This is a genomic window from Desulfuromonas svalbardensis, from assembly GCF_055389415.1.
In genome coordinates this window covers 2,224,048-2,248,041 of sequence record NZ_AP042416.1, presented here as the reverse complement: position 1 = coordinate 2,248,041, position 23,994 = coordinate 2,224,048, and the positions used below count along the sequence as shown (strand labels likewise).

22 protein-coding genes and 1 other annotated feature are annotated in these 23,994 nt (G+C 43.9%); of the genes, 2 read left to right on the top strand and 20 right to left on the bottom strand.

Going from position 1 to position 23,994, the window contains the following annotated elements; all coding sequences use genetic code 11:
* Window positions 1-10: 10 nt before the first annotated feature.
* The 17 genes from ACZ5KY_RS10100 to rpsB all read right to left on the bottom strand — a co-directional run bounded on the left by ACZ5KY_RS10100 (window position 11) and on the right by rpsB (window position 18,174).
* Window positions 11-1,291, bottom strand: coding sequence for a 3-isopropylmalate dehydratase large subunit (locus ACZ5KY_RS10100; RefSeq protein ID WP_464243773.1), 1,281 nt, complete (start codon window positions 1,289-1,291; stop codon window positions 11-13).
* 154 nt (window positions 1,292-1,445) lie between these two features.
* Window positions 1,446-2,984, bottom strand: a complete 1,539-nt coding sequence (locus ACZ5KY_RS10095) for a 2-isopropylmalate synthase (RefSeq protein ID WP_464243772.1) — start codon at window positions 2,982-2,984, stop codon at window positions 1,446-1,448.
* Window positions 2,985-3,163: 179 nt separating this feature from the next.
* Window positions 3,164-3,390, bottom strand: a binding site (T-box leader).
* Window positions 3,391-3,491: 101 nt separating this feature from the next.
* Window positions 3,492-4,250: a CDP-diacylglycerol--serine O-phosphatidyltransferase gene (pssA, locus tag ACZ5KY_RS10090; protein WP_464243771.1), complete on the bottom strand. Its 759-nt coding sequence runs from the start codon at window positions 4,248-4,250 to the stop codon at window positions 3,492-3,494.
* Window positions 4,247-4,891 (bottom strand): phosphatidylserine decarboxylase family protein, encoded by a 645-nt coding sequence (locus ACZ5KY_RS10085; protein WP_464243770.1) that lies wholly within the window; start codon window positions 4,889-4,891, stop codon window positions 4,247-4,249. Before ACZ5KY_RS10085 ends, pssA begins: the two co-directional genes overlap by 4 nt.
* 175 nt (window positions 4,892-5,066) lie before the next feature.
* Window positions 5,067-5,564 carry an acetolactate synthase small subunit gene (ilvN, locus tag ACZ5KY_RS10080; protein ID WP_464243769.1) on the bottom strand — a complete coding sequence of 166 codons (498 nt, stop codon included), beginning with the start codon at window positions 5,562-5,564 and terminating at the stop codon, window positions 5,067-5,069.
* Between the two features lie 119 nt (window positions 5,565-5,683).
* On the bottom strand, window positions 5,684-7,378 hold the full coding sequence (gene ilvB / locus ACZ5KY_RS10075; RefSeq protein WP_464243768.1) for a biosynthetic-type acetolactate synthase large subunit: 1,695 nt from the start codon (window positions 7,376-7,378) through the stop codon (window positions 5,684-5,686).
* A 72-nt stretch (window positions 7,379-7,450) separates the two neighbouring features.
* Window positions 7,451-9,301: a dihydroxy-acid dehydratase gene (gene ilvD, locus ACZ5KY_RS10070; protein ID WP_464243767.1), complete on the bottom strand. Its 1,851-nt coding sequence runs from the start codon at window positions 9,299-9,301 to the stop codon at window positions 7,451-7,453.
* Between the two features lie 179 nt (window positions 9,302-9,480).
* Entirely contained in the window at window positions 9,481-9,693 is a 213-nt protein-coding gene (locus tag ACZ5KY_RS10065) for a DUF465 domain-containing protein (RefSeq protein WP_464243766.1), read from the bottom strand.
* Window positions 9,694-9,924: 231 nt separating this feature from the next.
* Complete coding sequence (gene tsaB, locus ACZ5KY_RS10060; protein WP_464243765.1) at window positions 9,925-10,629, bottom strand: tRNA (adenosine(37)-N6)-threonylcarbamoyltransferase complex dimerization subunit type 1 TsaB; 705 nt, start codon at window positions 10,627-10,629, stop codon at window positions 9,925-9,927.
* Complete coding sequence (gene rseP, locus ACZ5KY_RS10055) at window positions 10,629-11,942, bottom strand: RIP metalloprotease RseP (protein ID WP_464243764.1); 1,314 nt, start codon at window positions 11,940-11,942, stop codon at window positions 10,629-10,631. The genes tsaB and rseP overlap by 1 nt, the downstream gene beginning before the upstream one ends.
* A 14-nt stretch (window positions 11,943-11,956) precedes the next feature.
* The gene (locus tag ACZ5KY_RS10050; protein WP_464243763.1) at window positions 11,957-13,132 is read right to left on the bottom strand and encodes a 1-deoxy-D-xylulose-5-phosphate reductoisomerase; all 1,176 of its coding nucleotides are present in this window, start codon (window positions 13,130-13,132) and stop codon (window positions 11,957-11,959) included.
* Window positions 13,132-13,890 carry a phosphatidate cytidylyltransferase gene (locus ACZ5KY_RS10045; protein ID WP_464243762.1) on the bottom strand — a complete coding sequence of 253 codons (759 nt, stop codon included), beginning with the start codon at window positions 13,888-13,890 and terminating at the stop codon, window positions 13,132-13,134. Before ACZ5KY_RS10045 ends, ACZ5KY_RS10050 begins: the two co-directional genes overlap by 1 nt.
* Window positions 13,891-13,930: 40 nt before the next feature.
* A complete protein-coding gene (locus ACZ5KY_RS10040; RefSeq protein WP_464243761.1) occupies window positions 13,931-14,686 on the bottom strand; it encodes an isoprenyl transferase in 756 nt (251 codons plus the stop codon).
* Between the two features lie 228 nt (window positions 14,687-14,914).
* Window positions 14,915-15,472, bottom strand: a complete 558-nt coding sequence (gene frr, locus ACZ5KY_RS10035) for a ribosome recycling factor (protein WP_464243760.1) — start codon at window positions 15,470-15,472, stop codon at window positions 14,915-14,917.
* 4 nt (window positions 15,473-15,476) lie between these two features.
* Window positions 15,477-16,202, bottom strand: coding sequence for a UMP kinase (gene pyrH / locus ACZ5KY_RS10030; RefSeq protein ID WP_464243759.1), 726 nt, complete (start codon window positions 16,200-16,202; stop codon window positions 15,477-15,479).
* Window positions 16,203-16,226: 24 nt separating this feature from the next.
* Complete coding sequence (gene tsf, locus ACZ5KY_RS10025) at window positions 16,227-17,138, bottom strand: translation elongation factor Ts (RefSeq protein ID WP_464243758.1); 912 nt, start codon at window positions 17,136-17,138, stop codon at window positions 16,227-16,229.
* 133 nt (window positions 17,139-17,271) lie between these two features.
* Window positions 17,272-18,174 carry a 30S ribosomal protein S2 gene (rpsB, locus tag ACZ5KY_RS10020; protein WP_464243757.1) on the bottom strand — a complete coding sequence of 301 codons (903 nt, stop codon included), beginning with the start codon at window positions 18,172-18,174 and terminating at the stop codon, window positions 17,272-17,274.
* Between the two features lie 215 nt (window positions 18,175-18,389).
* On the opposite strand from rpsB, the gene lptF reads away from it, so the two are divergent.
* Window positions 18,390-19,571: an LPS export ABC transporter permease LptF gene (gene lptF, locus ACZ5KY_RS10015; protein ID WP_464243756.1), complete on the top strand. Its 1,182-nt coding sequence runs from the start codon at window positions 18,390-18,392 to the stop codon at window positions 19,569-19,571.
* A 4-nt stretch (window positions 19,572-19,575) separates the two neighbouring features.
* The gene (lptG, locus tag ACZ5KY_RS10010) at window positions 19,576-20,658 is read left to right on the top strand and encodes an LPS export ABC transporter permease LptG (RefSeq protein WP_464243755.1); all 1,083 of its coding nucleotides are present in this window, start codon (window positions 19,576-19,578) and stop codon (window positions 20,656-20,658) included.
* An 18-nt stretch (window positions 20,659-20,676) separates the two neighbouring features.
* Here the strand turns inward: lptG and recJ are convergent, their stop codons facing one another.
* The 3 genes from recJ to secF all read right to left on the bottom strand — a co-directional run bounded on the left by recJ (window position 20,677) and on the right by secF (window position 23,989).
* Complete coding sequence (gene recJ, locus ACZ5KY_RS10005; protein ID WP_464243754.1) at window positions 20,677-22,401, bottom strand: single-stranded-DNA-specific exonuclease RecJ; 1,725 nt, start codon at window positions 22,399-22,401, stop codon at window positions 20,677-20,679.
* A gap of 72 nt (window positions 22,402-22,473) precedes the next feature.
* Window positions 22,474-23,049 carry a tetratricopeptide repeat protein gene (locus ACZ5KY_RS10000; RefSeq protein ID WP_464243753.1) on the bottom strand — a complete coding sequence of 192 codons (576 nt, stop codon included), beginning with the start codon at window positions 23,047-23,049 and terminating at the stop codon, window positions 22,474-22,476.
* 25 nt (window positions 23,050-23,074) lie between these two features.
* A complete protein-coding gene (secF, locus tag ACZ5KY_RS09995; protein WP_464243752.1) occupies window positions 23,075-23,989 on the bottom strand; it encodes a protein translocase subunit SecF in 915 nt (304 codons plus the stop codon).
* Window positions 23,990-23,994 lie beyond the last annotated feature (5 nt).

Genomic DNA, 23,994 nt, shown 5'->3' with positions numbered 1-23,994 from the left:
TCTCTAAAAATTATAAACTACGTGCATCTGTGATAACACCTGTAACAGCTGATGCCGCGGCAGTCGCTGGACTCATAAGGTGAACCATGCCACCCTTACCCATACGACCATTGAAGTTACGATTACTCGTCGAAGCACACACTTCATCATTAGCTAAAACACCATTGCTCATACCCAAACAAGCTCCACAGGTTGGATTCGTAACGCAAAACCCAGCTTCCATAAAGATTTGAATAATTCCTTCAGCCATTGCATCACTAAAGATTTTTGGTGTTGCCGGAGAAACAATACCACGTACAGTATCGGCAACACGGCGACCTTTTAAGATTGCCGCAGCAACACGTAAATCTTCAATTCGGCCATTGGTACAGGTGCCAATATAAACTTGATCAATACGCGTGCCAGCCAACTCAGAGACAGGCTTAACACAATCTGGTTTATAGCCGAATGTTACCTGAGGAGCTAGGTTGGAAATATCAAATTCCAATACTTGATCATAGTTGGCATCAGCATCAGAATGCCACTTTAGGTAATCGGCAACAGCTTCTTCTTTTGTCGCATACTGATCTTGAATAAACGGCCATAAGTAATCAACTGTGACATGGTCTGGCATACAGATACCACTGGTACCACCCGCTTCAATCGCCATATTACATAACGTCATTCGTGCTTCCATGCTCATGTCATCAACAACAGAACCGGCAAATTCAATAACACGATCCGTTGCGCCATTAACACCAAGCTGACTAATCACATAAAGAACAACATCTTTGGCATACACACCATCAGACAAATCACCGACCAGATTTACCCGAATCGTTGCTGGCTCGCGAAAGGCACAAACGCCTTTTAATATACCAACTTCAAGGTCAGTTGTTCCAACACCGGCGGCAAACGCACCAAATGCACCGTGAGTACAGGTGTGACTGTCACCCATTATGACAGTGAAACCAGGTTGGATATAACCTTTTTCAGGAAATAATGCATGACAAACACCATTGTGGCCAACATCAAAAAAGTCTTTAAGGTCATGACGACGAGCCCAATCACGTAGCATTTTTGCTTGCAAGGCAGTTTTGCTATCCTTTGATGGGGTAACGTGATCAACAACAGCCTTAATCTTAGTTTTGTCAAAGACACGGTCTTTTCCACGCCACTCTAGATCGGCAATCGCTACTGGGGTTGTAATCTCATGACACAGCACGCGATCAAGCGATAAAACTTTTGTGCCCTCAAAAGGCTCATCACGTAGATGGCTTTCAAATATTTTTTCTGAAATCGTCTTGCCCATAAAACTCTCCTTTTTCAATCAATACATACAATAAGCAGTTATCACTATACCGATAAACAGCAAATTCATCTCGTTATTTGTTGCACACCATACAGCAAAACGGGACGCCTGAACAGCGTCCCGTCTACCGGGCTGGTTAATGATCTCGTATCAATTAAAGATCGACAGGTGTTCTTTTCTGCAATGAGGCAATCTTATTCAAAGCATTGATATAAGCTTTTGCCGCAGCGACAATAATGTCAGGATGTGCCCCTTGCCCAAGCTGCTCACGGCCATCCAACTCAAGACGAACAGTACACTCGCCCTGCGCATCGGTTCCACCAGTTATCGCCCCGACAGAAAAATGAAGTAAATGGACATCGGTACCAACAAGTTCCTTTACTGCCTTAAAGGTCGCATCGACAGGACCGTCACCCATAACGGCTGTCTTTTTCACTTCGCCATCGACCTCCATTTGCACTGTGGCAGTCGGAGCAGCAAATGAACCAGATGAAACATTCATCTCCATCAATTTAAATCTTTCAGGAACACGAATAATCTCATCAGCAATAATGGCTTCCAAATCTTCATCGAAGATCTCTTTTTTCATATCAGCAAGGGCCTTAAAGCGAACAAACGCCTTCTGAAGATCTTCCTTGCTAAGGGCATAGCCTAAGTCACCTAACCGTTTATTAAATGCATGACGACCTGAGTGCTTGCCCAAAACAAGTTTATTCTTCGTCAAGCCAATAGATTCTGGCGTCATGATCTCATAGGTTGTTTTCTCCATCAACATACCGTGTTGATGGATACCAGCCTCATGAGCAAAGGCATTGGCACCAACAATTGCCTTATTTGGCTGTACAACAATGCCAGTAATGGTGGTCAACAAACGACTTGTTGAATAAATATGTTCGGTAACAATTCCTGTTGAATACGGCATCAAGTCTTGCCGAGTACGCAGCGCCATGACAACTTCTTCAAGGGAACAATTGCCAGCTCGTTCGCCAATACCGTTAACGGTACACTCAACCTGACCAGCCCCAGCGCTCACAGCGGCCAATGAATTGGCCACCGCGAGACCTAGATCATTATGACAATGGACTGAGATGACGGCTTTATCAATATTAGGCACATTTTCTTTAAGATACGTGATGATGGCATAATACTCTGAAGGCATTGTATAGCCTACGGTATCAGGGATATTAACGGTTGTGGCACCCGCCTCAATCACTGCCTCAATCACACGAGCCAAAAACGGTAACCGTGTACGCACAGCATCTTCTGCTGAAAACTCAACGTTTGCTGTATAACTTGCCGCTCTCGTTACGGCCTTAACTGCCGTATCAACAACTTCGTCTTCTGTCATCCTCAACTTGTGCTTCATATGAATATCACTGGTAGCAATAAACGTATGAATTCGGCCACGATCTCCTGCATACTTGAGAGCCTCCCAAGCACGATCAATATCTTGATCGTTAGCACGGCAAAGACCCGCAATCTGAGGTCCCTTGATCATTTGAGCAATTTTTTTAACTGCTTCAAAGTCACCAATTGAAGCGATAGGAAAACCTGCTTCCATGACATCAACATTCATTTTTTCAAGTTGAAAAGCGATGCGTAATTTTTCATCGATGGTCATACTCGCACCGGGCGACTGTTCCCCATCACGTAAGGTTGTATCAAAAATAATAACTTTGTTTGTATCAGACATAAAACCCTCCAAAAAGTTTATGCTCCGCAACCAAAATAGTGCTGGAACAATTTTTTATTTTACCATATTGCGACAATAAGACTAGACCACCTAGGTCAGATTCCACAGCACTACTCCTTTCACTTCAGTTGCGGATTAAATACGTGCGACATAAAAAAACAGGCCTCCACCCCCAATAGTTCAGGGGCGAAGGCCTGTTGAATACTCCGCGGTACCACCCTGTTTCAGCTCCATCAAAAAATTAGAGCCCTCAAAAACATCCCTTAACGCAGGCTCACGACAATAGTTACTTAGGTTCACTATTGCAGTTCCAAGGCGAGTTCAGCTTTTACCTGTACTGACTTGCACCAACCGTCAGCTCTCTCAACAGGAATCAAAGCTTACTACTCCTCTTCATCACTTTTATTTAACTTACGACAACATAAACACAGCCAACAAAGCTAAGTCAATTAAACAGTCACATCGAAATAGTGTTCGATGTGTTTTTTCGTTCAAAATAGAATTAGTTTAGGCCTCTGAAACTTTTTCCTGTTTTCGCTTACGCAAATAGGCCACCAGCGCAATGACAGGACTAAACATAATATAACTCAAAAATATTAAGAAGAACATCAGCTCTGGCTGAGCAACAATGACGATAATTAACACGACTGACAAAACAAGCATGCCAAACGGACGTCTTTTAAATAATTCAGGGTCTTTAAATGAATAGTACGGAACATTACTTACCATCAATATTGCAAGACAGTAGATCAATATCAATACGGACACCATGCGAATCGTACCAGACCCACCCAAGTGGTAAAAGAGCAGAACACAAGCACCAACCATACTTGCCGCAGCAGGAATCGGTAGGCCGATAAAGTGCTTCGAACCAACGGTTTCAACCTGAACATTAAAACGTGCCAAACGCAACGCCCCACACACAACATAAAGAAATGCTGCCAACCAACCAAGCTTACCAAATGGCTGTAATGCCCACGAATACATTAAGATCCCCGGAGCCACACCAAAAGAAACAAGGTCAGCCAAGGAATCATACTCGACACCAAACTGACTGGTTGTGTTAGTCATTCGGGCAACTTTACCATCTAAAGCATCAAGCACAGCAGAGATAAAGATAAACCAAGCTGCAATATCGTATCGACCATTCATGCTTGAAACAATGCCATAAAAACCAGCGAACAAGCTTCCAGATGTTACGAGGTTCGGCAGGATATAAACGCCTTTTTTCAGGCTTTCTCTACGTTCTTGTGGACTTTTTCTCATACGAGACGACCTAATACGGTTTCTCCAGCGACACAACGATCACCGAGTTTAATATCTGTAACTGCATCTTTAGGTAGATACACATCTACTCTTGAACCAAAACGGATTAAGCCATACCGTTGACCACGCTCTAACAAGTCACCAACGACAGGATACGTGACAATACGACGAGCAATCAGTCCTGCAATTTGCACAACCAATAGTTTTTTGCCAGCAGCGGTCTCAATCACCATGCCACCTTGCTCGTTTTCAATGCTTGCCTTATCCAATGCAGCATTAACAAATTGACCCTTGTTGTAAAATTGATCGACAACCTTACCTGAACAAGGAACGCGGTTCACATGAACGTTAAAAACGGACATAAAAACACTTATTTTCAATACTTGCTCGTTTAGAAAACGATCTTCTTGAACCAAGTCAATAAAGACAACTTTTCCATCGGCTGGTGAGATGACAAGGTCATCACCCTGAGGAACAGTCCTGTCTGGATTACGAAAAAAGTAAACGGCAAACAATGTCAGTGCCAGAAAAACAATGGCAAGAAAGCTCCACTCCAACAAGGCAAACACAACTGTAATAAAAGCAAAAAGGCCAATAAAAGGGTAACCTTCTACCGCAATAGGTTGATTCTTGTTTCGCATCGCATTGCACCTGTTGAAATGAGGAAAAGAAAGATAGGGGATAAAAGCTCATCCCCTATCACGTTCACAATTTAATACTCGTTGGTATATCACAGTAAAGGCTGGCTAAAAACATCTATTTTTTCAAACAGAAATTGATATATAGAACAAGCTCAGCACCTACTCACTAAAGGAACTATTCAGCACTCTTCCATGCTTTAGCACCCCGACCTAAAACAATAGGGCCAGAACGAACAAGTTCTTTAAGCCCAAGAGGCCGTAGCAATTCGATCAAAGCATTCAACTTTTCAGGGGTCCCTGTAGCTTCAACCGAATAAGAACGAGGAGTTACATCAACAACCTTGGCACGAAAGATATCAACAATGCGTAACACTTCAGCTCGTGATTCAGCTTCAGCAGTAACCTTAACCATCAACATCTCACGTTCAACATAGTCCTGTTCGGTAAAATCAATAACCTTAATGACATCAATCAGTTTATTAAGTTGCTTACTCACCTGCTCCAAAATCCGATCATCACCACTGGTAACAATGGTCATACGCGAAATCGTTGGATCAAGAGTTGGAGCCACTGACAAACTATCAATATTAAATCCGCGCCCTGAGAACAATCCAGAAACCCGCGGCAACACACCGAACTCATTTTCAACTAAAACTGATATTGTATGCTTCATACAACACTCTCCTTAGGGGAGTCAAAAAACAGCTTTGCCACTTCAAAACAGCCCCTGATAAACTTATAATCACTCAAAATGGGTCAAAACAGCCACTTCAAACTCCGAAGTAAATACCGTTAAACCAAAACCATCTCATTCAAGCCAGCACCAGCAGGAACCATTGGCAGCACATTTTCTTCACGAGCTACCTTAAATTCCATGATGACAGGACCAGGAGTTTCTAGGCCCTTTTTAATCATCTCTTCAACCTCTTCAGGTTTCGTAGCGCGGAAGCCCGTTGCACCATAAGCTTCAGCTAACTTAACGAAATCGATGGGTAATTCCATGCAAGTTTGACTATAGCGCTTATCAAAAAACAACTGTTGCCACTGACGAACCATACCGAGAAAGTTATTGTTCAAAATAACAATTTTGACTGGTAAACGGTACTGAACCAGTGTCGCAAGTTCTTGCGAGTTCATTTGAAATGATCCATCACCTGAAATATCAATGACCTGACGCTCAGGGAAAGCCACTTGCGCGCCCAAAGCTGCGGGCAAACCAAAGCCCATGGTCCCTAAGCCACCCGAGGTAACAAAGGTACGAGGCTGAATAAAATCAAAGAACTGCGCCGTCCACATCTGGTGCTGACCAACTTCAGTGGTAATAATAGCATCGTCATCTGTCAGTTCACGCAGTTTTTCGATGACAAACTGTGGTTTGATGGTTGTCTTAGTTTGCTTATAAGACATTGGGTGTTGTTCTTTCCATTGAACAATCTGATCACGCCACCCCTGTGTTGCCTCAACAACCTCAGACAGTTCTTCACGTTTTTCTTGTAAGCCCTCATTGAGCCGAGGTAAAACATCCTGCAACATGCCAACCAAAGGAAGGTCAACACGAACATTTTTCTTGATGGATGTTGGATCAATATCAACATGGATGATTTTTGCATGGGGAGCAAATGTAGCAATTTTACCCGTAACTCGATCATCAAACCGTGCACCAAGAGCGATGAGTAGATCAGAGTCGGTTACTGCCATATTGGCATAGAACGTCCCATGCATACCGAGCATACCAACAGATAATGGATGGGTTTGTGGGAAGCTCGCCATCCCCATCAATGTTGTTGTCACGGGTGCTTGAATCATTTCAGCAAACGCCAACAGATCCTCAGAAACATCGGCAAGCGTCGCTCCACCACCAACATAAAGAATAGGCTTGCGCGCTTCCAAAATCATCTGAATAGCTTTCTTCAGTTGGCGAGGATTGGCGATAATCGTCGGCTTGTAGCCGCGCAATTCAACGGTTTCAGGATATTCAAAAATCGCTGAATCCATCTGAACATCTTTAGGTAGATCAACCAGAACAGGGCCTGGACGTCCAGTTCGAGCAATATAAAATGCTTGCTTCATAATTCTGGCAAGATCTTTAACGTCGCGTACTAAATAGTTATGCTTAGTGACAGGACGAGTTATACCAATCATATCAGCTTCTTGAAACGCATCGTTACCGATCAAAGGGGTGGGTACCTGACCACAAATGATAACCATTGGAATTGAATCCATATAAGCTGTGGCGATACCAGTGACGGTATTGGTTGCACCGGGGCCACTCGTTGCGATAGCGACACCCACCTCACCGGTAACTCGAGCATAGGCATCTGCCGCATGAACAGCTGCTTGCTCATGACGATTCAAAATGTGATTAATTGGAGAATCCATCAAATCATCATAAATGTTAATAACCGTACCGCCGGGATAACCAAAAACGGTTTCAACCCCTTCCAAACGCAGGCATTCAAGTAAAATCTGAGATCCTGTTTTTTTCACCGTTCACCCTCCTCCTCCAGAACTAAAACTGGATTATCGCAATTAAAAATTATAACGAATCAAAACGTAAAATTACTTTTTAAGTTGATCAATATCGCGTACTGCGCCACGAGAAGCACTTGTTGTGGTTGCTGCATAAGTTTGCAACGCCCGACTGACCTCACGCTGACGTGATTTTGGCTGCCAAGCCTTATCCCCTTTTGCCAGCATCGCGGTACGACGTTGATCAAGCTCTTGATCACTCACATCAACCCGAAGAACACGATTCGGGATATCAATCACGACTATGTCGCCGTTTTCAACTAAAGCCATAGTGCCGCCCTCTGCCGATTCAGGGGAAACATGACCAATTGACAGCCCTGAAGTTCCACCTGAAAAGCGACCATCCGTCACTAAAGCACAGCTTTTACCTAAGCCCTTGGACTTTAAATAGCTGGTTGGATAAAGCATCTCTTGCATACCAGGTCCACCTTTTGGACCTTCGTAGCGGATCAGTACCACATCACCCGCTTTAACTTGATCGCCAAGAATACCATCAATGGCCTCATCCTGACTCTCAAAAATGCGTGCTGGCCCAGTAAAGGTCCAAACTGACTCATCAACTCCAGCCGTTTTTACAATGCAGCCCTCTGGAGCCAAGTTGCCATAGAGAACAGCTAAACCACCATCTTGACTGTAAGCATCTTTCTGCTGACGGATACAACCCGCCTCACGGTCAAGATCGAGATCGTCCCACAGCGTTTCTTGGGCAAAAGGTTGCAAACATGTTTTGCGTCCTGGTGCTGCAAGATAGCGTCTACGCACTTGAGGATCACTTGAACCAATCACATCCCACTGATCAATCGCCTCGCCCATTGTTGTAGAATGTACGGTTGGTAGATTGCGATGAATCAGACCAGCGCGATCTAGCTCTGCGAGTATTGCGAAAATCCCTCCAGCTCGATGAACATCTTCCATATGGTAATGTTGAACGGCAGGAGCAACCTTGCACAGGTTCGGGGTTGACAAAGAAAGTCGGTTAATATCTTCCATGGTAAAATCGACACCCGCTTCCCGAGCAACAGCAAGGAGATGCAATACGGTATTGGTTGAACCACCCATTGCAATATCAAGACGCATCGCATTTTCGAATGCATCCTTTGTTGCAATAGATTGCGGCAAAACAGTGGAGTCACCTTTTTCGTACCACCGTTTAGTTAAATCAACAATGCGCTGACCGGCTTCTATAAACAACTCTTTGCGATACGCATGTGTTGCCAACAAACTACCGTTGCCAGGTAAACTCATCCCCAATGCTTCCGTCAAACAGTTCATCGAATTTGCAGTAAACATGCCTGAGCAGGAACCACAGGTTGGGCAAGATTTGTCCTCATAAGCTTGAACTGTTTCATCAGCCATTGCCGGATCTGCCGCAGCGACCATGGCATCAACCAAATCTAAAGCCACCTCTTTACCACCAATACGAGCATGGCCGGCCTCCATTGGACCGCCTGTGACGAAAATAGTAGGGATATTAAGGCGCATAGAAGCCATCAACATACCCGGTGTGACTTTATCACAATTTGAGATACACACTAAAGCATCAACACAATGAGCATTAGCCATATACTCAACGGTATCTGCAATCAACTCACGCGATGGCAGACTGTACAGCATGCCATTGTGACCCATTGCAATACCATCGCAAATAGCCATGGTATTAAACTCTTTGGCAATACCGCCATGTTGCTGAATCTCTTCAGCAACAAGTTGACCTAAATCTTTCAGGTGGGCATGCCCTGGAACAAACTGAGTAAAAGAGTTAACGACAGCAATAATGGGCTTACCAAAATCTGTACTTTTAACACCAGTTGCTTGCCATAAGGCGCGTGCGCCAGCCATATTTCGACCTTGAACAGATTGAGCGGAACGGTAATTTGACATCATTTACACCATTTTAAATCAAAAATTAATTTCACCATTGGGCAGATATTGAGCACCTTCAAAATACCGCCTCAACAAACTTATATTTACTATAAATAAACACCCTCAAGATGTACAAAAAGGGCTTGAGAAATTCTCAAGCCCTTTAAGTCTATCAAAAATCGCAAAATGGATAAACGCTACAAAGCGCTAATAAACTGCTCCATTTCATCCTTACCTGACAATTTCATTTTTTGAATTTTCTTTCTCTCTGTTTCCTGCTCAGTTGTTAAGAAAGTAAGATCGTCCAGCCGTTGCAATTGCTTTTCAAGCAACTGGTGTTCTTCGTATAGCTTACGGAAGCGAGGATCATTTTCACTAAGACTACACATAACATCCTGACTTACATCCATTGAACACCTCCTAAAAAAGGTTCACATAGCAATTTACAACCTATTGTACACCACACGACAACACTCAAATAAATCACCAGAGTGTATCAAAACAGATTAGACCAAATTCTCGATAAATGTCAACATCCTGAATATGACAGGTTATTGATCATTCAATACTCAATAATCTCACTCAATATAAAGCTAAAATCAACAATCGTATTTATCGATACAAACAGTCGCGTAAAAACATCACTGTTTTTGCTTTTGAAGCTCTGCATCTGACAAGCGTACATAACTTGGTTGCAAAGAGCGAGCTTCGACGGATAACGCATTACCACCCATTGCTGTAACAAGTAGCCCCGCAGCACTGGCCCTTGGCACATCATTCACAGCCGTTGACAAAAGAGCCTGATCCAACATTACTTCAGCAATAAGGCTTTGGTATAGCGTGGCGCCATTTCCAACAAAATAACTGCGCTTCTGAATCGACAGTAACAACTCTTTCGGAGTAATCACCTGCTCTAAGCCCTGAAGTACAGGAATACTATCACTCCATTCATAACAGGCTGCATAGACCTCTTGCTTGCGAGCATCAATCAAGGCCACAACGGGAAGGTCTGATGGACCATTTGCATAAGCGATCACCTGCAATGATGACACAGGATAAATTGGTAGTAAAAGTGCCTGAGCTAACCCTTGAACCGTCGCTAAACCAACACGCAAGCCGGTAAAAGACCCTGGACCACTAACAACAACCAAGCCACTCAAATCAGACAATGACACATCAACTTCTTCGAGTAACTCATGAACATATCTCATCAGATAATCGGAATGACTGCGTTTTTGCACCTGAATCAAATGTTCAGCAATGATTGATCCTTCACGAACTAAAGCCACACTTCCTGCAGGCGTTGAACTATCAAAACAGAGAAATAATTGCTGAGTGCTATCCATTACAAAAAGATCCGGACAATATCGTTATAAAAAGCCAAAATCATTAACATCAATAATAAACCAAGCCCTACCTGCTGCAACACTTCTCGCGATCGCAACGATAAAGGCTTGCGCCACAGCAATTCAACAAAGTTAAAAAACAGGTGTCCACCATCTAGGACAGGAATGGGCAACAGATTCAATATGCCTAATTGAATGCTTAAAAAAGACAGCACTGTTAAAATAGTACTTAATCCTGTCTGTACGGCCTGTCCAGCAATCTGCATCACCATGATCGGACCACCGATATTGTTAGCAGGAACATGACCCGAAACCATCTTCTGCAAGAAAACAAGTGTCAATTCGACCAGTTCAAAGGTTCGCTCAAAGCCAATCTTTGTAGCAGAGATTAAACCATAACGTTTCATTTCATAGCGTTGCAAAGGGGTAATACCAACCAACCACATCTCATGCTCATCATCAAACTTAGGAGCCACAGCCACAGTCAAAAGAGCCTCGTCACGTTGAATTTCGAACTGGCCTTCATCGCCCGCTAGTTCTTGAATAACGGTATGAAGTTCATACCAAGATCCTATATGCGTCGAGTTGATACGAACGATCTGATCCCCTTCTTGCAACCCAGCTATTTCCCCGGGCATCTTAGGACTTAACGTACCAATAACGGCGTCTTGATAAGGAAGCAACCCAAGAGACTGCAGCCCTTCCAAGCTGGTATTTTCAGCAGGAACAGCTAACGTCAACTGCTCCCCGTTGCGCTCAACATTCATTTGAAGATCAGAGCCAACAGAAGGAATTAAAGCTTTATCCGTTTCAGTCCAACTGGCAACAGCAGCGCCATTGACAGTAAGAATACAATCACCAGCGATAAAACCAGCTCGTTGAGCATCGGAGTCAGAAACAACATAACCCACGCAAGGCGATTGATCTAAAAAAATTGGGACGTTCACCCCAACCATGTAGGCGATTGGTAGTAGTAACAATGGCAGGACTAAATTCATGGCTGGACCAGCCGCAACAATTGCCATGCGACGAGGCAACGACTTTCTGGAAAAAGAGCGCTGCAGGTCCTCTTCACTTAGGTCAGTTTCATCATCCGCGACGCCCTCACCAAGCATTTGTACATAACCACCTAAAGGGATTAGGCAGATGAGGTATTCGGTTTCACCCCAAGTTTTGCTTACTAATCGAGGACCAAAGCCTAACGAAAACTTTAATACTTTAACGCCAGCGAGTTTTGCGACGCAAAAATGACCTAGTTCATGAATAAAAACAAGGACACCCAACATAAGAATGCCTGATATTACTGTTACCATTTTGCCTCCTCAGGCTACTTAGTGCATTTCATCGAACCAAGTTTTCCAATTAATTCATAGGACATCATACGAGCTCGTTCGTCAATGCCAATCACGTCTTCAACACTATCTACACATTGATAAGGTGTGCGATTAAGCACCTCCTCAATCAACGTTGGTATATCTAAAAAACGGATACGATCATTAAGCAAGCAATCTACCGCCACCTCATTTGCCGCGTTTAAAACAACAGGGGCTGAGCCTCCTTGTTCAAGAGCTTGGTAGGCCAGCTTTAAACAAGGAAATAACTCAAGGTCAGGACGGCTAAAAGTTAGGTCTGATAGAGCACACAAATCAAGGGCTGGTAACTGTAACGGAAGACGCTCAGGCCATGATAACGCGTAAGCAATCGGTGTTTTCATATCAGGAATCCCCATTTGAGCGATCACTGTACCGTCGACATATTCGACCATTGAATGGACAATGCTCTGTGGATGAACATGAACATCGATATGCTGAGCCTCGATATCGAACAACCACCGTGCTTCGATCACCTCAAGTCCCTTGTTCATCATTGTGGCAGAATCGATCGATATTTTCTTTCCCATAGTCCAGTTCGGATGTGACAAAGCTTGCGCTACGGTGACCTGCTCTAACTGTTGCCGTGAAAAGGTGCGAAATGGCCCACCTGATGCAGTAAGAATCAATTTACGGACATCAGTTAGACGATGCCCCGCTAACGACTGATGGATGGCACAGTGTTCACTGTCAACAGGGAGAAGCTTCACACCGTTGCTGCGGACAGAATCCATAACGAGAGATCCAGCCATCACCAAAGTTTCTTTATTAGCCAGAGCGATATCCTTCCCCGCACCAATTGCAGCAAGAGTTGGAACAAGCCCAGCAGCACCGACAATCGCTGACACAACCATCGCAACATCAGAGTGCGTTGCACATTGACTGGCACCCTCTTCACCAGAGAGTATTTCAACCTTCACGTCACCAAGCAACGACTTTAAGCGCACAACATCATCAGCAGAAACAACAGAAACGCACTGTGGTTTAAAACGACGAACTTGCTCAGCGAGCAGAGCTAAATTACTCCCAGCACTCAACGAAACAATTGAATAACGCTCAGGAAATTCAGCAACTACATCAAGAGTGCTTACCCCAATAGAGCCTGTCGAGCCAAGAATCGATAACGCCTTCATCAATGAAAGGTTCCTGAAGTGAAATATAAATAGGCGTACACTGCAGGAAAAGAAAATAAGAGACTATCAATTCGATCAAGCATTCCGCCATGCCCTGGAAAGATCGTTCCTGAGTCTTTAATGTTTGCATAGCGCTTGATCATGGACTCAAAAAGGTCACCCAGTTGACCGATACTACCAGCCAAAATGCCCACAATGAGACAATCAACCCAGCTTGACTGTGGCAATAACCAAAGATGAGCTGCCAAGGCTGCCAATACCGACCCCAATAATCCACCGATCGCACCCTCAATACTTTTTTTCGGACTGATCGCAGGATAAAGACGATGTTTACCAAAGGCGGTGCCAACAAAATATGCACAGGAATCACATATCATGGTCATAACCAGTACCAACAACACCCACAAGCTACCATGTTCGAGTTTATGCAGGAGCACCAAAGGGCTGAGTAAAATAGGAATATATACCCAACCCAAAGTAAGAAGGCCAACTTCCGAAATAACCGTATTGATATCCTGATAGCGCCAGAGAAAGTAAAGAGCAAAACCCATAAATAGAAGTCCAGCAACGGGGACAATCATTTGCGGGAAATAGGAATTCACCAGAACGAGTGGAACTCCTACAGCTACAGCAAACAGTTTGACCCTGCTCCGTTCTGGGGTGAATACCATGCTATAAAATTCCCACAAAGCAACCACGGCTACCCCACAAACAACCGCAGTAAACCACGGTGTAGAAACGGCTAGCGTAAAAAACAATACAATAGGTAGCGCAATTAAGGCGGTAATAATTCGTTGTTTAATGGGAGGCCTCCTCTAGAGACTCATTTTGATGTTGTTTAGATGACAGGGCTGATGAAACACCGCCAAAACGACGACAGCGTCTGGAATAATCTGCAAATGCCGCGTGCAACTGTGAAGCATCAAATTCTGGCCAATAACAGGAACAAAAATAAAGTTCAGTATACGCCAGTTGCCATAATAAAAAGTTACTGATCCTCATCTCGCCACTGGTACGAATCAACAGATCAGGATCAGGCAATTGTGCGGTATCTAAATAATCGGAAAATTGTTGTTCAGTGAGCTGAGAGGCATCAATCAAACCCGACCTATCATCCTCAACGAGACGTTGTACTCCACGAAGTATCTCATTACGGGAGCCATAGGAAAGTGCAAGAGTCAATGTCATTCCTGTGTTTGTCGACGTGACGGACATAGAATGGCTAAGTGACTCACCAATTTTCTCTGGAAGTTTTGACAGATCACCAATAACGTGAAAACGAATTTGTTGATCCTGTAAAAGAGCTAATTCGGACGATAAATATTGACCGAGAAGTCCCATCAGGGCCTCGACTTCCCCCTCTGGCCGGCACCAATTCTCCGAACTAAAAGCATAAAGAGTTAAATATTCGATTCCTAATTTCGAGCACTCTTGAACAGTGTCTCTTACCGTTAACACACCCCGCTGATGACCTGCGACACGCGGGAGGCCTTTCGATTGGGCCCAACGACCATTACCATCCATAATTATGGCTACATGTTTAGGTAACACCATTCGTAATATTCCTACTGATTTATATAAGTGACATCCCTTGCCGATGATTGTTCAATATAAACAAACAGCAAGTTATCGTTAAGTTTAAAATTGAAACACAGATTTTAAGTGGCTGGAAAAATAAAGTATACTAAAAAATTCACCCTTACCAGCATCGTGAGCACTATAAAATAAAAAAAGGGGACCCTATAATGGATCCCCTCAAAATCACAACAGAGATGACGGTAATTATACTTCCATCAACTCCCGCTCTTTATCTGCAACAACTTCTTCACTTCTCTTAACATAAGAATCGGTGAGATCCTGACAGTTCTTCTCACTGCGCTTCAAATCGTCTTCAGTAATCTCTTTATCTTTTTCAAGTTTTTTAAGTGCTTCATTGGCATCGCGACGAGCACTGCGAATACTTATTTTAGCATCTTCGCACTTAGTCTTAACAAGCTTAACCATCTCCTTACGACGATCCTCTGTCAAAGGTGGAATATTGATGCGAATCAATTCACCATCAGATGATGGTGTTAAGCCAAGATCAGACTTATAGATCGCTTTTTCAATTTCGGGAAGAAGTGTTTTCTCCCACGGTTGAATTGTAATTAAACGCGCCTCAGGAACTGCCAACGTTGCAACTGAAGACAGCGGTGAAGGCGTTCCATAATAATCAACACGAACACTATCAAGCAAAGAGATAGAAGCGCGGCCTGTACGTGCCTTACTCAGTTCACGGCGAAGTGCTTCAATTGCCTTTACCATCAACTGTTCTGCTTTATCAAGCGTGTCCTTAATCATAGCATTATTCTCCTTTGACGACTGTACCGATTGATTCCCCCATAACGACCTTCACTATGTTGCCCGGCTGGGTCATATTGAAAACGATAATGGGGAGGTCATTATCCATGCACAATGATGTAGCTGTTGCATCCATCACTTGTAACCCTTTTTGTAGCACATCTAAGTATGTCAATGAATCAAACTTGACCGCGGTAGGATCTTTAGCTGGATCAGCATTATAGACACCATCAACCTTGGTAGCCTTAAGAATAACTTCAGCGCCAATTTCCATTGCTCGTAGGCTCGCTGCGGTATCGGTCGTAAAATATGGATTACCCGTTCCGGCAGCAAAGATGACGACACGACCTTTTTCAAGATGACGTACGGCACGGCGGCGGATATAAGGCTCAGCAATTTCACGCATTTCAATTGCCGATTGAACACGAGTTTTAACGCCAACAGTTTCTAGAGCATCTTGCAAAGCAAGGCTATTCATTACTGTTGCCAACATCCCCATATAATCCGCACTAGCTCGATCCATACCGGCTGAAGATGCTGCTAACCCACGAAAGATATTACCACCACCGATCACCAAAGAGACTTGGACACCTAATGCTACAACATCACTAATCTCACCAGCAATTCCGGTAATTATCTCTGGGTCGATACCATAGCCATTATCACCAGCTAAGGCTTCACCACTGAGCTTGAGTAATATCTTACGATATGCGGGTTTAGCAGCAGTCATAGTCATCCTACTTTCTATATATAATTATTTAGTAAGTGAAGCAACCTCAGCAGCGAAATCGTCAACACGTTTTTCAATACCCTCACCAAGCATGTAACGAGTATATCCGGTCAATGTCACTTCAGAACCGATCTCTTTGCCTAGATTCTCCAGAACCTTATTGATCTTTTGATCAGGATCAATCACAAATGATTGCTCGATCAGGCAGATCTCACCAAAGAACTTATTGATTTGACCAGCGATAATCTTGTCAACAATATTCTCAGGCTTGCCACTCTCAAGAGCTTTAGCACGCATGATATCTTTTTCTTTTGCTACAACATCAGCAGGAACCTCATCACGACACAAGTACTGTGGTGAAGCTGCAGCGACATGCATTGCCAATTGACGTGCAGTGGTTGCAACAGCATCGTTAGGCTTTTCAGTTGTCAGTTCAAGAACAACACCAATTTTACCGCCACCATGAACATAAGATTCAACAACACCAGTCGTTACTGCATGACGAGCAAAACGACGAATATTGATGTTCTCACCAATTGTTGCAATTTGATGAGTCAATTCTTCTGCAACAGTGCGACCTGTGTTAGGAAATGCTTCTTGTTGTAGCGCATCCATGTCAACAGGAGCTGCTTCAGCAACAACCTGAGCAACACCAGCAGCAAAACCACAAAATTCAGCGTTCTTAGCAACAAAGTCTGTTTCAGCGTTAACTTCAACAATTACACCAACTGTGTCAGAACCAGCCGCTGCGATAGAACCTTCAGCAGCAACACGGCTAGACTTTTTAGCCGCAGCAGACAAACCTTTTTTACGCAAGAAATCAACAGCATCGTCGATATTACCGTCAGTTTCAACTAATGCCTTTTTGCAATCCATCATCCCTGCGCCAGTTTTGCCACGAAGCTCAGCAACCATTGAAGCTGTAATTTTAGCCATGATCTTTATCTCCCTACCTGCTCATCCGTAAATGAGCCATTGTCATTTATTCAAATCAAAAGTGAACCACTGTAAACGCGAAAAAAGCGACCAGCAAAGTGGTCGCTTTTAACCTTACAATGAACTCGCCGTATTAAGCCTCTTTAGGTGCAGCCTCAACTTTAGGTGCATCCTCAACCTTAGGTGCAGCCTCAACTTTAGGTGCAGCCTCAACTTTAGGTGCAGCCTCAACTTTAGGTGCAGCCTCAACTTTAGGTGCAGCCTCAACTTTAGGTGCAGCCTCAACCTTAGGTGCAGCCTCAACTTTAGGTGCTACGTCAGCACCCTCGTTATCAGTTGCCAATGCCGCTTCACGAGCTTGAGTTCCCTCAAGTGTCGCTTCAGCCATGCTTGAAACAAAGAGACGGATCGCACGAATCGCATCATCATTACCGGGGATAATGTGATCAATTTCGTCAGGATCGCAGTTAGTATCAACGACAGCAACAACAGGAATACCAAGCTTCTTCGCTTCGCAAACTGCAATCGCTTCTTTTTTTGGATCGATTACGAACATTGCACCAGGAAGTTTTGTCATCCCCTTGATACCACCAAGGTTTTTCTCAAGCTTAACTCTTTGACGCTCAAGTTGGAGACACTCTTTTTTAGTCAACAATTCAAAGGTTCCATCTTCGGCCATCGCTTCAATTTTCTTGAGACGATCGATGCTGCCTTTAATTGTAGCAAAGTTTGTCAGCATGCCACCTAACCAGCGGTTGTTAACAAAAAATTGGCCAGAACGTAGTGCTTCTTCACGAATCGTGTCTTGAGCTTGTTTTTTTGTGCCAACAAAAAGGATGCTATCGCCATTCTCAGCAACACCTTTAATGAAGTTACAAGCAGAACGGAAATAGCGAACCGTTTTTTGTAGATCAATAATATAGATCCCGTTACGAGCACCAAAAATATAAGGCTTCATTTTTGGGTTCCAACGCTTGGTCTGGTGACCGAAGTGTACACCCGCTTCGAGCAGTTGTTTCATAGTAATCTTAGGCATTTTTCTTTCCTCTCACTGTGGTTAATCGTCCGCTCCCAATATTAAGCATGCTATACCGTCGTAATCCACCCAATGTGGACACCACACTTCGGCACATGGGAACGTGTGTCATTGTTGACATATGGCGCCTTGATAACATAGCCCCATAGGCTTCGCAAGGAAAAAGAAAGCAGCGGTTTACATTTACATACGATCTGTACTACCATCCGCCCGTTATGACATCTTATCGAATTAAAAAATATATAGCCCGCGAAGTAATAACCCCCTTTATTTTGGGGATTATTCTCTTTACATTCGTTCTCTTACTTAGCCGCTTATTAAAGCTAATTGAACTGATTGTAGATAAAGGCGTACCGTTTACAGAAATTTTCAGTGTCTTTGCATCGTTAATGCCCTCTTTTTTTGTCATCACGGTGCCACTATCATTTCTATTGGCGATCATCATTGCATTTGGTCGTCTATCCGCTGACAGTGAAATTGTTGCCATGAAGGCGGCAGGGTTAAGCTTATACCACCTCGCCCAACCCGTAATCATTCTCTCACTCTTTGTTTGTTTATTTACTGCGGGTTTGACCCTTTACGGTGAGCCCTATGGTCGTGCCAACTTGCGCAAACAGTTAATTGACATGGCGTACAGTAAAGCAACCGTTGCCATCACCCCACAAATATTCAATGAAGAGATTGACGGATTGGTTCTTTACGCTAATAACGTCGAACCTAAGACAGGCCAATTATCAGGTGTATTTATCTCAGATAATCGCATGGGAGAAACACCATCGGTCATTACGGCCCGTCAAGGCTTGATCTATCCAGACAAAGAGGGTGGTAAACTGTTGATGCACCTGGAACAAGGTTCCATTCATCGACTTCAACAACAAAAAGATAAAGACAGCTATCAACTTGTTCATTTTGACCGTTACGACATCAACCTGTCTCTTTCTGATCAATCGAGTAAGGGGAACGTGAAAGCCCTTAAGGCGCAAGAGATGACCACAGCACAATTATTAGAACGGATAGAACAGCCCGACGAAGAAAAAAAATTAGACTATACAGTCGAGCTTTTAGAGAGAACCATTTTACCTTTGTCACCACTTATTTTTTCACTTATCGCCATACCGCTAGGAATTCGCTCCCATCGCTCGAACAAAGGTGGTGGTTTTGCTGTTGCGCTATTTGTTTTCTTAACCTATTACCTGTTACTTTCAATGAGTAAAACAATGGTCATAGAAAATGGATGGCCACTTCTCGTCACCATGTTGAGTCCCACTGTTGTGTTCTTTTTGTTCAGCATGAGTCTGCTATATTTCGCAGCCAAAGAACAAGAGTTACCAGGGCATCAGTTGGTGACAAGGGTTATGGACAAAATAATAGTTCGCTATTTTTCTGGGAAAAAATAATTCTGTGACACTTATCAATCGCTACATACTCAGTACATTTATAAAAATCACCAGTTTATCCCTTGCAGCATTTGTCGGGATATATCTATTGGTAGATTTTTTTGAAAAAGTGGATGACTTCCTTGAACACCAAGCTGCGGCACAGTACTACTTCACATATTTCGCCTGTAAAACACCGCTCATCATCTCTCAAGTACTACCTTTAACAATTTTGATGGGTGTTTTTCTTACATTGGGTGGCTTAACCAAGAGCAACGAGCTGACGGCCATTCGCGCTGGCGGAATCAGTCTTTTTAAAATCATCACCCCACTACTCGTCGCTGCAACGGTCCTCTCTGGAGTAAACTTTGCCATCAATGAATATCTGGTGCCAGCAGGAACCCAGACTGCAAATCATATTTTACGAACAGAGGTTAAAGGCAAGACAACCACTCTGACGAAACGTGATAATGTCTGGTTTAGAGACAATGACGCGCTTTACCATATCGATCTAGTTATCGCCGATAAGAAACAACTTCACGGTGTAAGCATGTATCAATTCGATCAACAATTACAGATCACCAACAGAATTGATGCCGTTGATGTGATTTACCGTGACGAAAGTTGGAGATCAACCTCTGCCACAGTACGTCAATTTTCAACAACAACTCGCCAGCTAACTGCTGAAAACATCAGCACAGATTTACTTCTTCCATTAAGTAAGACACCCGAAGACTTTGGCACCAGTACAGGAAAGAATGAAGAGCTTAATTTTTCTCAACTACGCCACCTGAGCCGTCGCATGAAAAAAGAGGGTTTAGATGTAACCCGTTACCGAGTTGATATGTTTTCGCGCCTAGCAACCCCGTTAGCGTGTCTTATTATGGCCTTTGTCGCGATCCCTTTTGCATTACAAAAAAGCCGTAATGTTAATTTGGCCCTTGGTATCTCAATTAGTGTCCTTATTGGCGTGGCATTCTTCATTGTTCAATCAACGCTCATTGCTTTAGGCTACTCAGGTACACTGCCACCATTTATTGCAGCATGGTCAGCTAACATCATCTTTTTGCTATTTGGCCTATTCCTTATCCTATCGACTCGTGATTAACAATGTAGAGTGAATCCCCTAGTGAGAGCCGCTGCAGACAAAATCCTTTATTTGCAATTGTAACGTCTCACGGCCACGCCAACAGTTTAGCGATAGAGTAAACAGTATATCAACAGGTTCACTGAGCTCAGCGAAACGTTCTGCAAGGCCAAAAGCGATACACGGATGGCTATAGCCATCTTGCTGAACCGACATACGCACATGCTTATCAGCCACAACGGATGCCTTTTGTGCCCGCACACCACGACACACCAACAACGGCTCAGGATTACCATTACCAAAGGGTGCGAGTGCCTGAATCTCATCATATAACGTTCGTTCAATATCCTCGAGTAACACCTCTGCATCATAATGGCGAACAGGGATCATATCCTCTTCGGCCAATTCACGTTGAGCATACTGCTCAAATACAGCAGAAAACAATTCTATCGAGGCCTGATCAATTGATAACCCCGCAGCATATTGATGACCACCATAACCGAGCAGATGTTGCCCACAGTGTTGAAACCCTTTAAAAAGATGAAAACCGCGTATGGAACGAGCTGAACCTTTACCACAACCATTATCCAGTGCGATCAACACTACTGGACGGTGAAATCGTTCAACCAATCGACTCGCGACAATGCCAATCACCCCAGCATGCCAACGCGAATCAGCTAATACAATCGTCCGCTGTTCATCTAGAAGTTCGTTAGTAACTCGCTCTAGCGCTTGTTCTAAGACCTGACGTTCAATAGTTTGTCGTTGACCATTGAAGCCATTTAGCGCTTCAGCTAAACAATTGGCATGGTGCTCTTCACGACTGAGCAGCAACTCAACACCCAAGGCAGCATCTTCCAAACGCCCCGCAGCGTTGAGCCGAGGGCCCAATTTGAAACCAACAACACCAGCACTCATCCGTTGAACATCGGCAACACCCTTAAGAGCTTTCACCCCTATTCGCTCGCCACGGTCCAACAAGCGCAATCCAGCCTGTACTAACACTCGATTAACGCCATGCAACGGCACAAGGTCAGCAATCGTACCCATGGCCACTAAATCGAGTAGATAGCGAATATCAGGTTCAGGTTTGGGACATTGCCCTAACTGACGAAGACGGCTACGTAGGGCGATCATCAGCATAAATGCAACACCAACCCCAGCTAAACGCTTATCAGGATAGTGGCAATCAGGCAAGTGAGGGTCGATACAAGAGAGGGCAACGGGTAAGGTGTCTAACGGTTGATGATGATCTGTGATGATTAAATCGATATCTAATTTAGAAGCAAGTGCGGCTTCATCAATGGCGGTAATACCACAATCAACAGACACCAACAAGGCGACGTTATCTTCACCAGCTTGACGGATCGCTTGTTCTGACAAGCCATAGCCATCCCGCATCCGCAATGGGATATGGTAGTCAACCTCAGCACCGAAAAGCGTCAAGGCTTCAACAAGCATCGCTGTACCAGTAATGCCATCGACATCGTAATCGCCATGAACGGCAATCCGCTCGCCTGTTTCAATCGCAATAACGAGACGTGAGACAGCCTGTTCCATCCCCGCAAGCAGGAAGGGATCGGGCAACGATGTCAATGATCCGGTTAAAAAAGAGCTGGCTTCATCACAGCTTGCAATGCCGCGTAAGGCCAACAGATGACACACCAGCGGGGAACGTTGTAAGGTTGCCGTCCACGCTGTGACATCAACACCATCAGCAATCGTTCTCTCCGACCATCGTTGCTTTAGAACTGGTTGCATCATTCCCCCTACACCAAACAAAATAAGGCCGGAAAACCGGCCTTATTTTAATCATCTGTCATGTAAACTACTGGATCAATTTGGAAGCCGTGTATCAACACCAACACGCATTTGATCAAGTTCTCTTTGAACGCTCTCGGCACTTTCCCCCTGAGGATCACGTTGCAGATAACGAGTCCATGCATCGATAGCTTTGGGAGAATCATTTAGATCATAACGATAAACAATACCGAGATTATACAAACTATGAATATGATTCGGATCAACATCGGCCGCATGTCTGAAATTTTCAACAGCACGATCAAACCAACCTAATCGACGAAACATCACCCCTTGATCCGTAAGAAGATCAGCATCATTGGGATGTAACTCTAACGCTTTACTGTAGGCCTTAACAGCCTCCATAGGCTGGTTGGCATCAAAATGGTGGTGCGCTAATTGAACCCAAGCGTTAAAGTTATTTGGTTCTTTTGCAACGAGGCTATTGAGAAGATCAAGCTGACCGTTGTTAGGTATTGTTTGCTGAGCCGAAACCGCTTGCCCTGTGACCTGAACCGTCTGATTTTTCTTGGCATCACCAATCACTAAACCTACGAGCAGTCCAGCAACGAATGCAACACCAGCGATCAACCATAATTCTTTATTTTTCATCAGCGTGACCTCTCATTGTCAGTCTCTATTGTGCCGAAGGAGATTTATTTTTACGTGAATCCCACAAAATCAGTAAAGGGCTCGCCACAAAGATCGAAGAGTAAGTTCCGACCAAGACGCCAATCAACAATGCAAAAGCAAAGTTGTGGATCACGCCACCACCAAAAATAAACAGCGCTAATACAACCAGCAATGTCGTCGTTGAGGTAAGAATGGTACGAGACAGTGTTTCATTAATACTGCGGTTTACCGTAAAGGCAAATCCAGAATCGATGTGCTTGCCCATGTTTTCACGGATACGGTCATAAACAATAATCGTATCGTTCAATGAGTAACCAATAATCGCCAAAAAAGCCGCAATAATTGGCAAATCGATCTCTTTACCAAACAACGAGAAAGCACCCAATGTAAGCAGTACATCGTGTAACAAAGCAACAATCGCACCGACTGCGAAACGGAATTCAAAACGCCAGGTAACATAGACCAGAATACCGATCATTGCGTAGAGAATTGCCATAACGCCCTGTGTGCGTAACTCTTCACCAACTTGCGGGCCAACCATCTCAATACGGCGCATATCAACATTTTCAGCACCATAATGTTCACCAAGAGATTGCAAAATCTTGCCACGTAATCCCTGTAGGTCCGTCTCAGTTTCTTGAGTACGAATCAAAAACTCATTGGGCTCATCACCAAATTGCTGCACAGTCGCTGCAGTTAATGGCTCAGGGATCAATACCTTTTTAATTTGTTCTGCTGTTGTATTTTCAGCAAACTGTAGTTGCACAAGTGTTCCACCAGCAAAATCAACACCGTAATTTGGTCCGCCTTTAACGACAAGGGAAACCATCCCAACGAGGATCAGGATTGCTGAAAGAATAAAGGCTACATTTCGTTTACCAATAAAATCTATATTGACATCAGGTTTAATAAGCTGCATCAAAA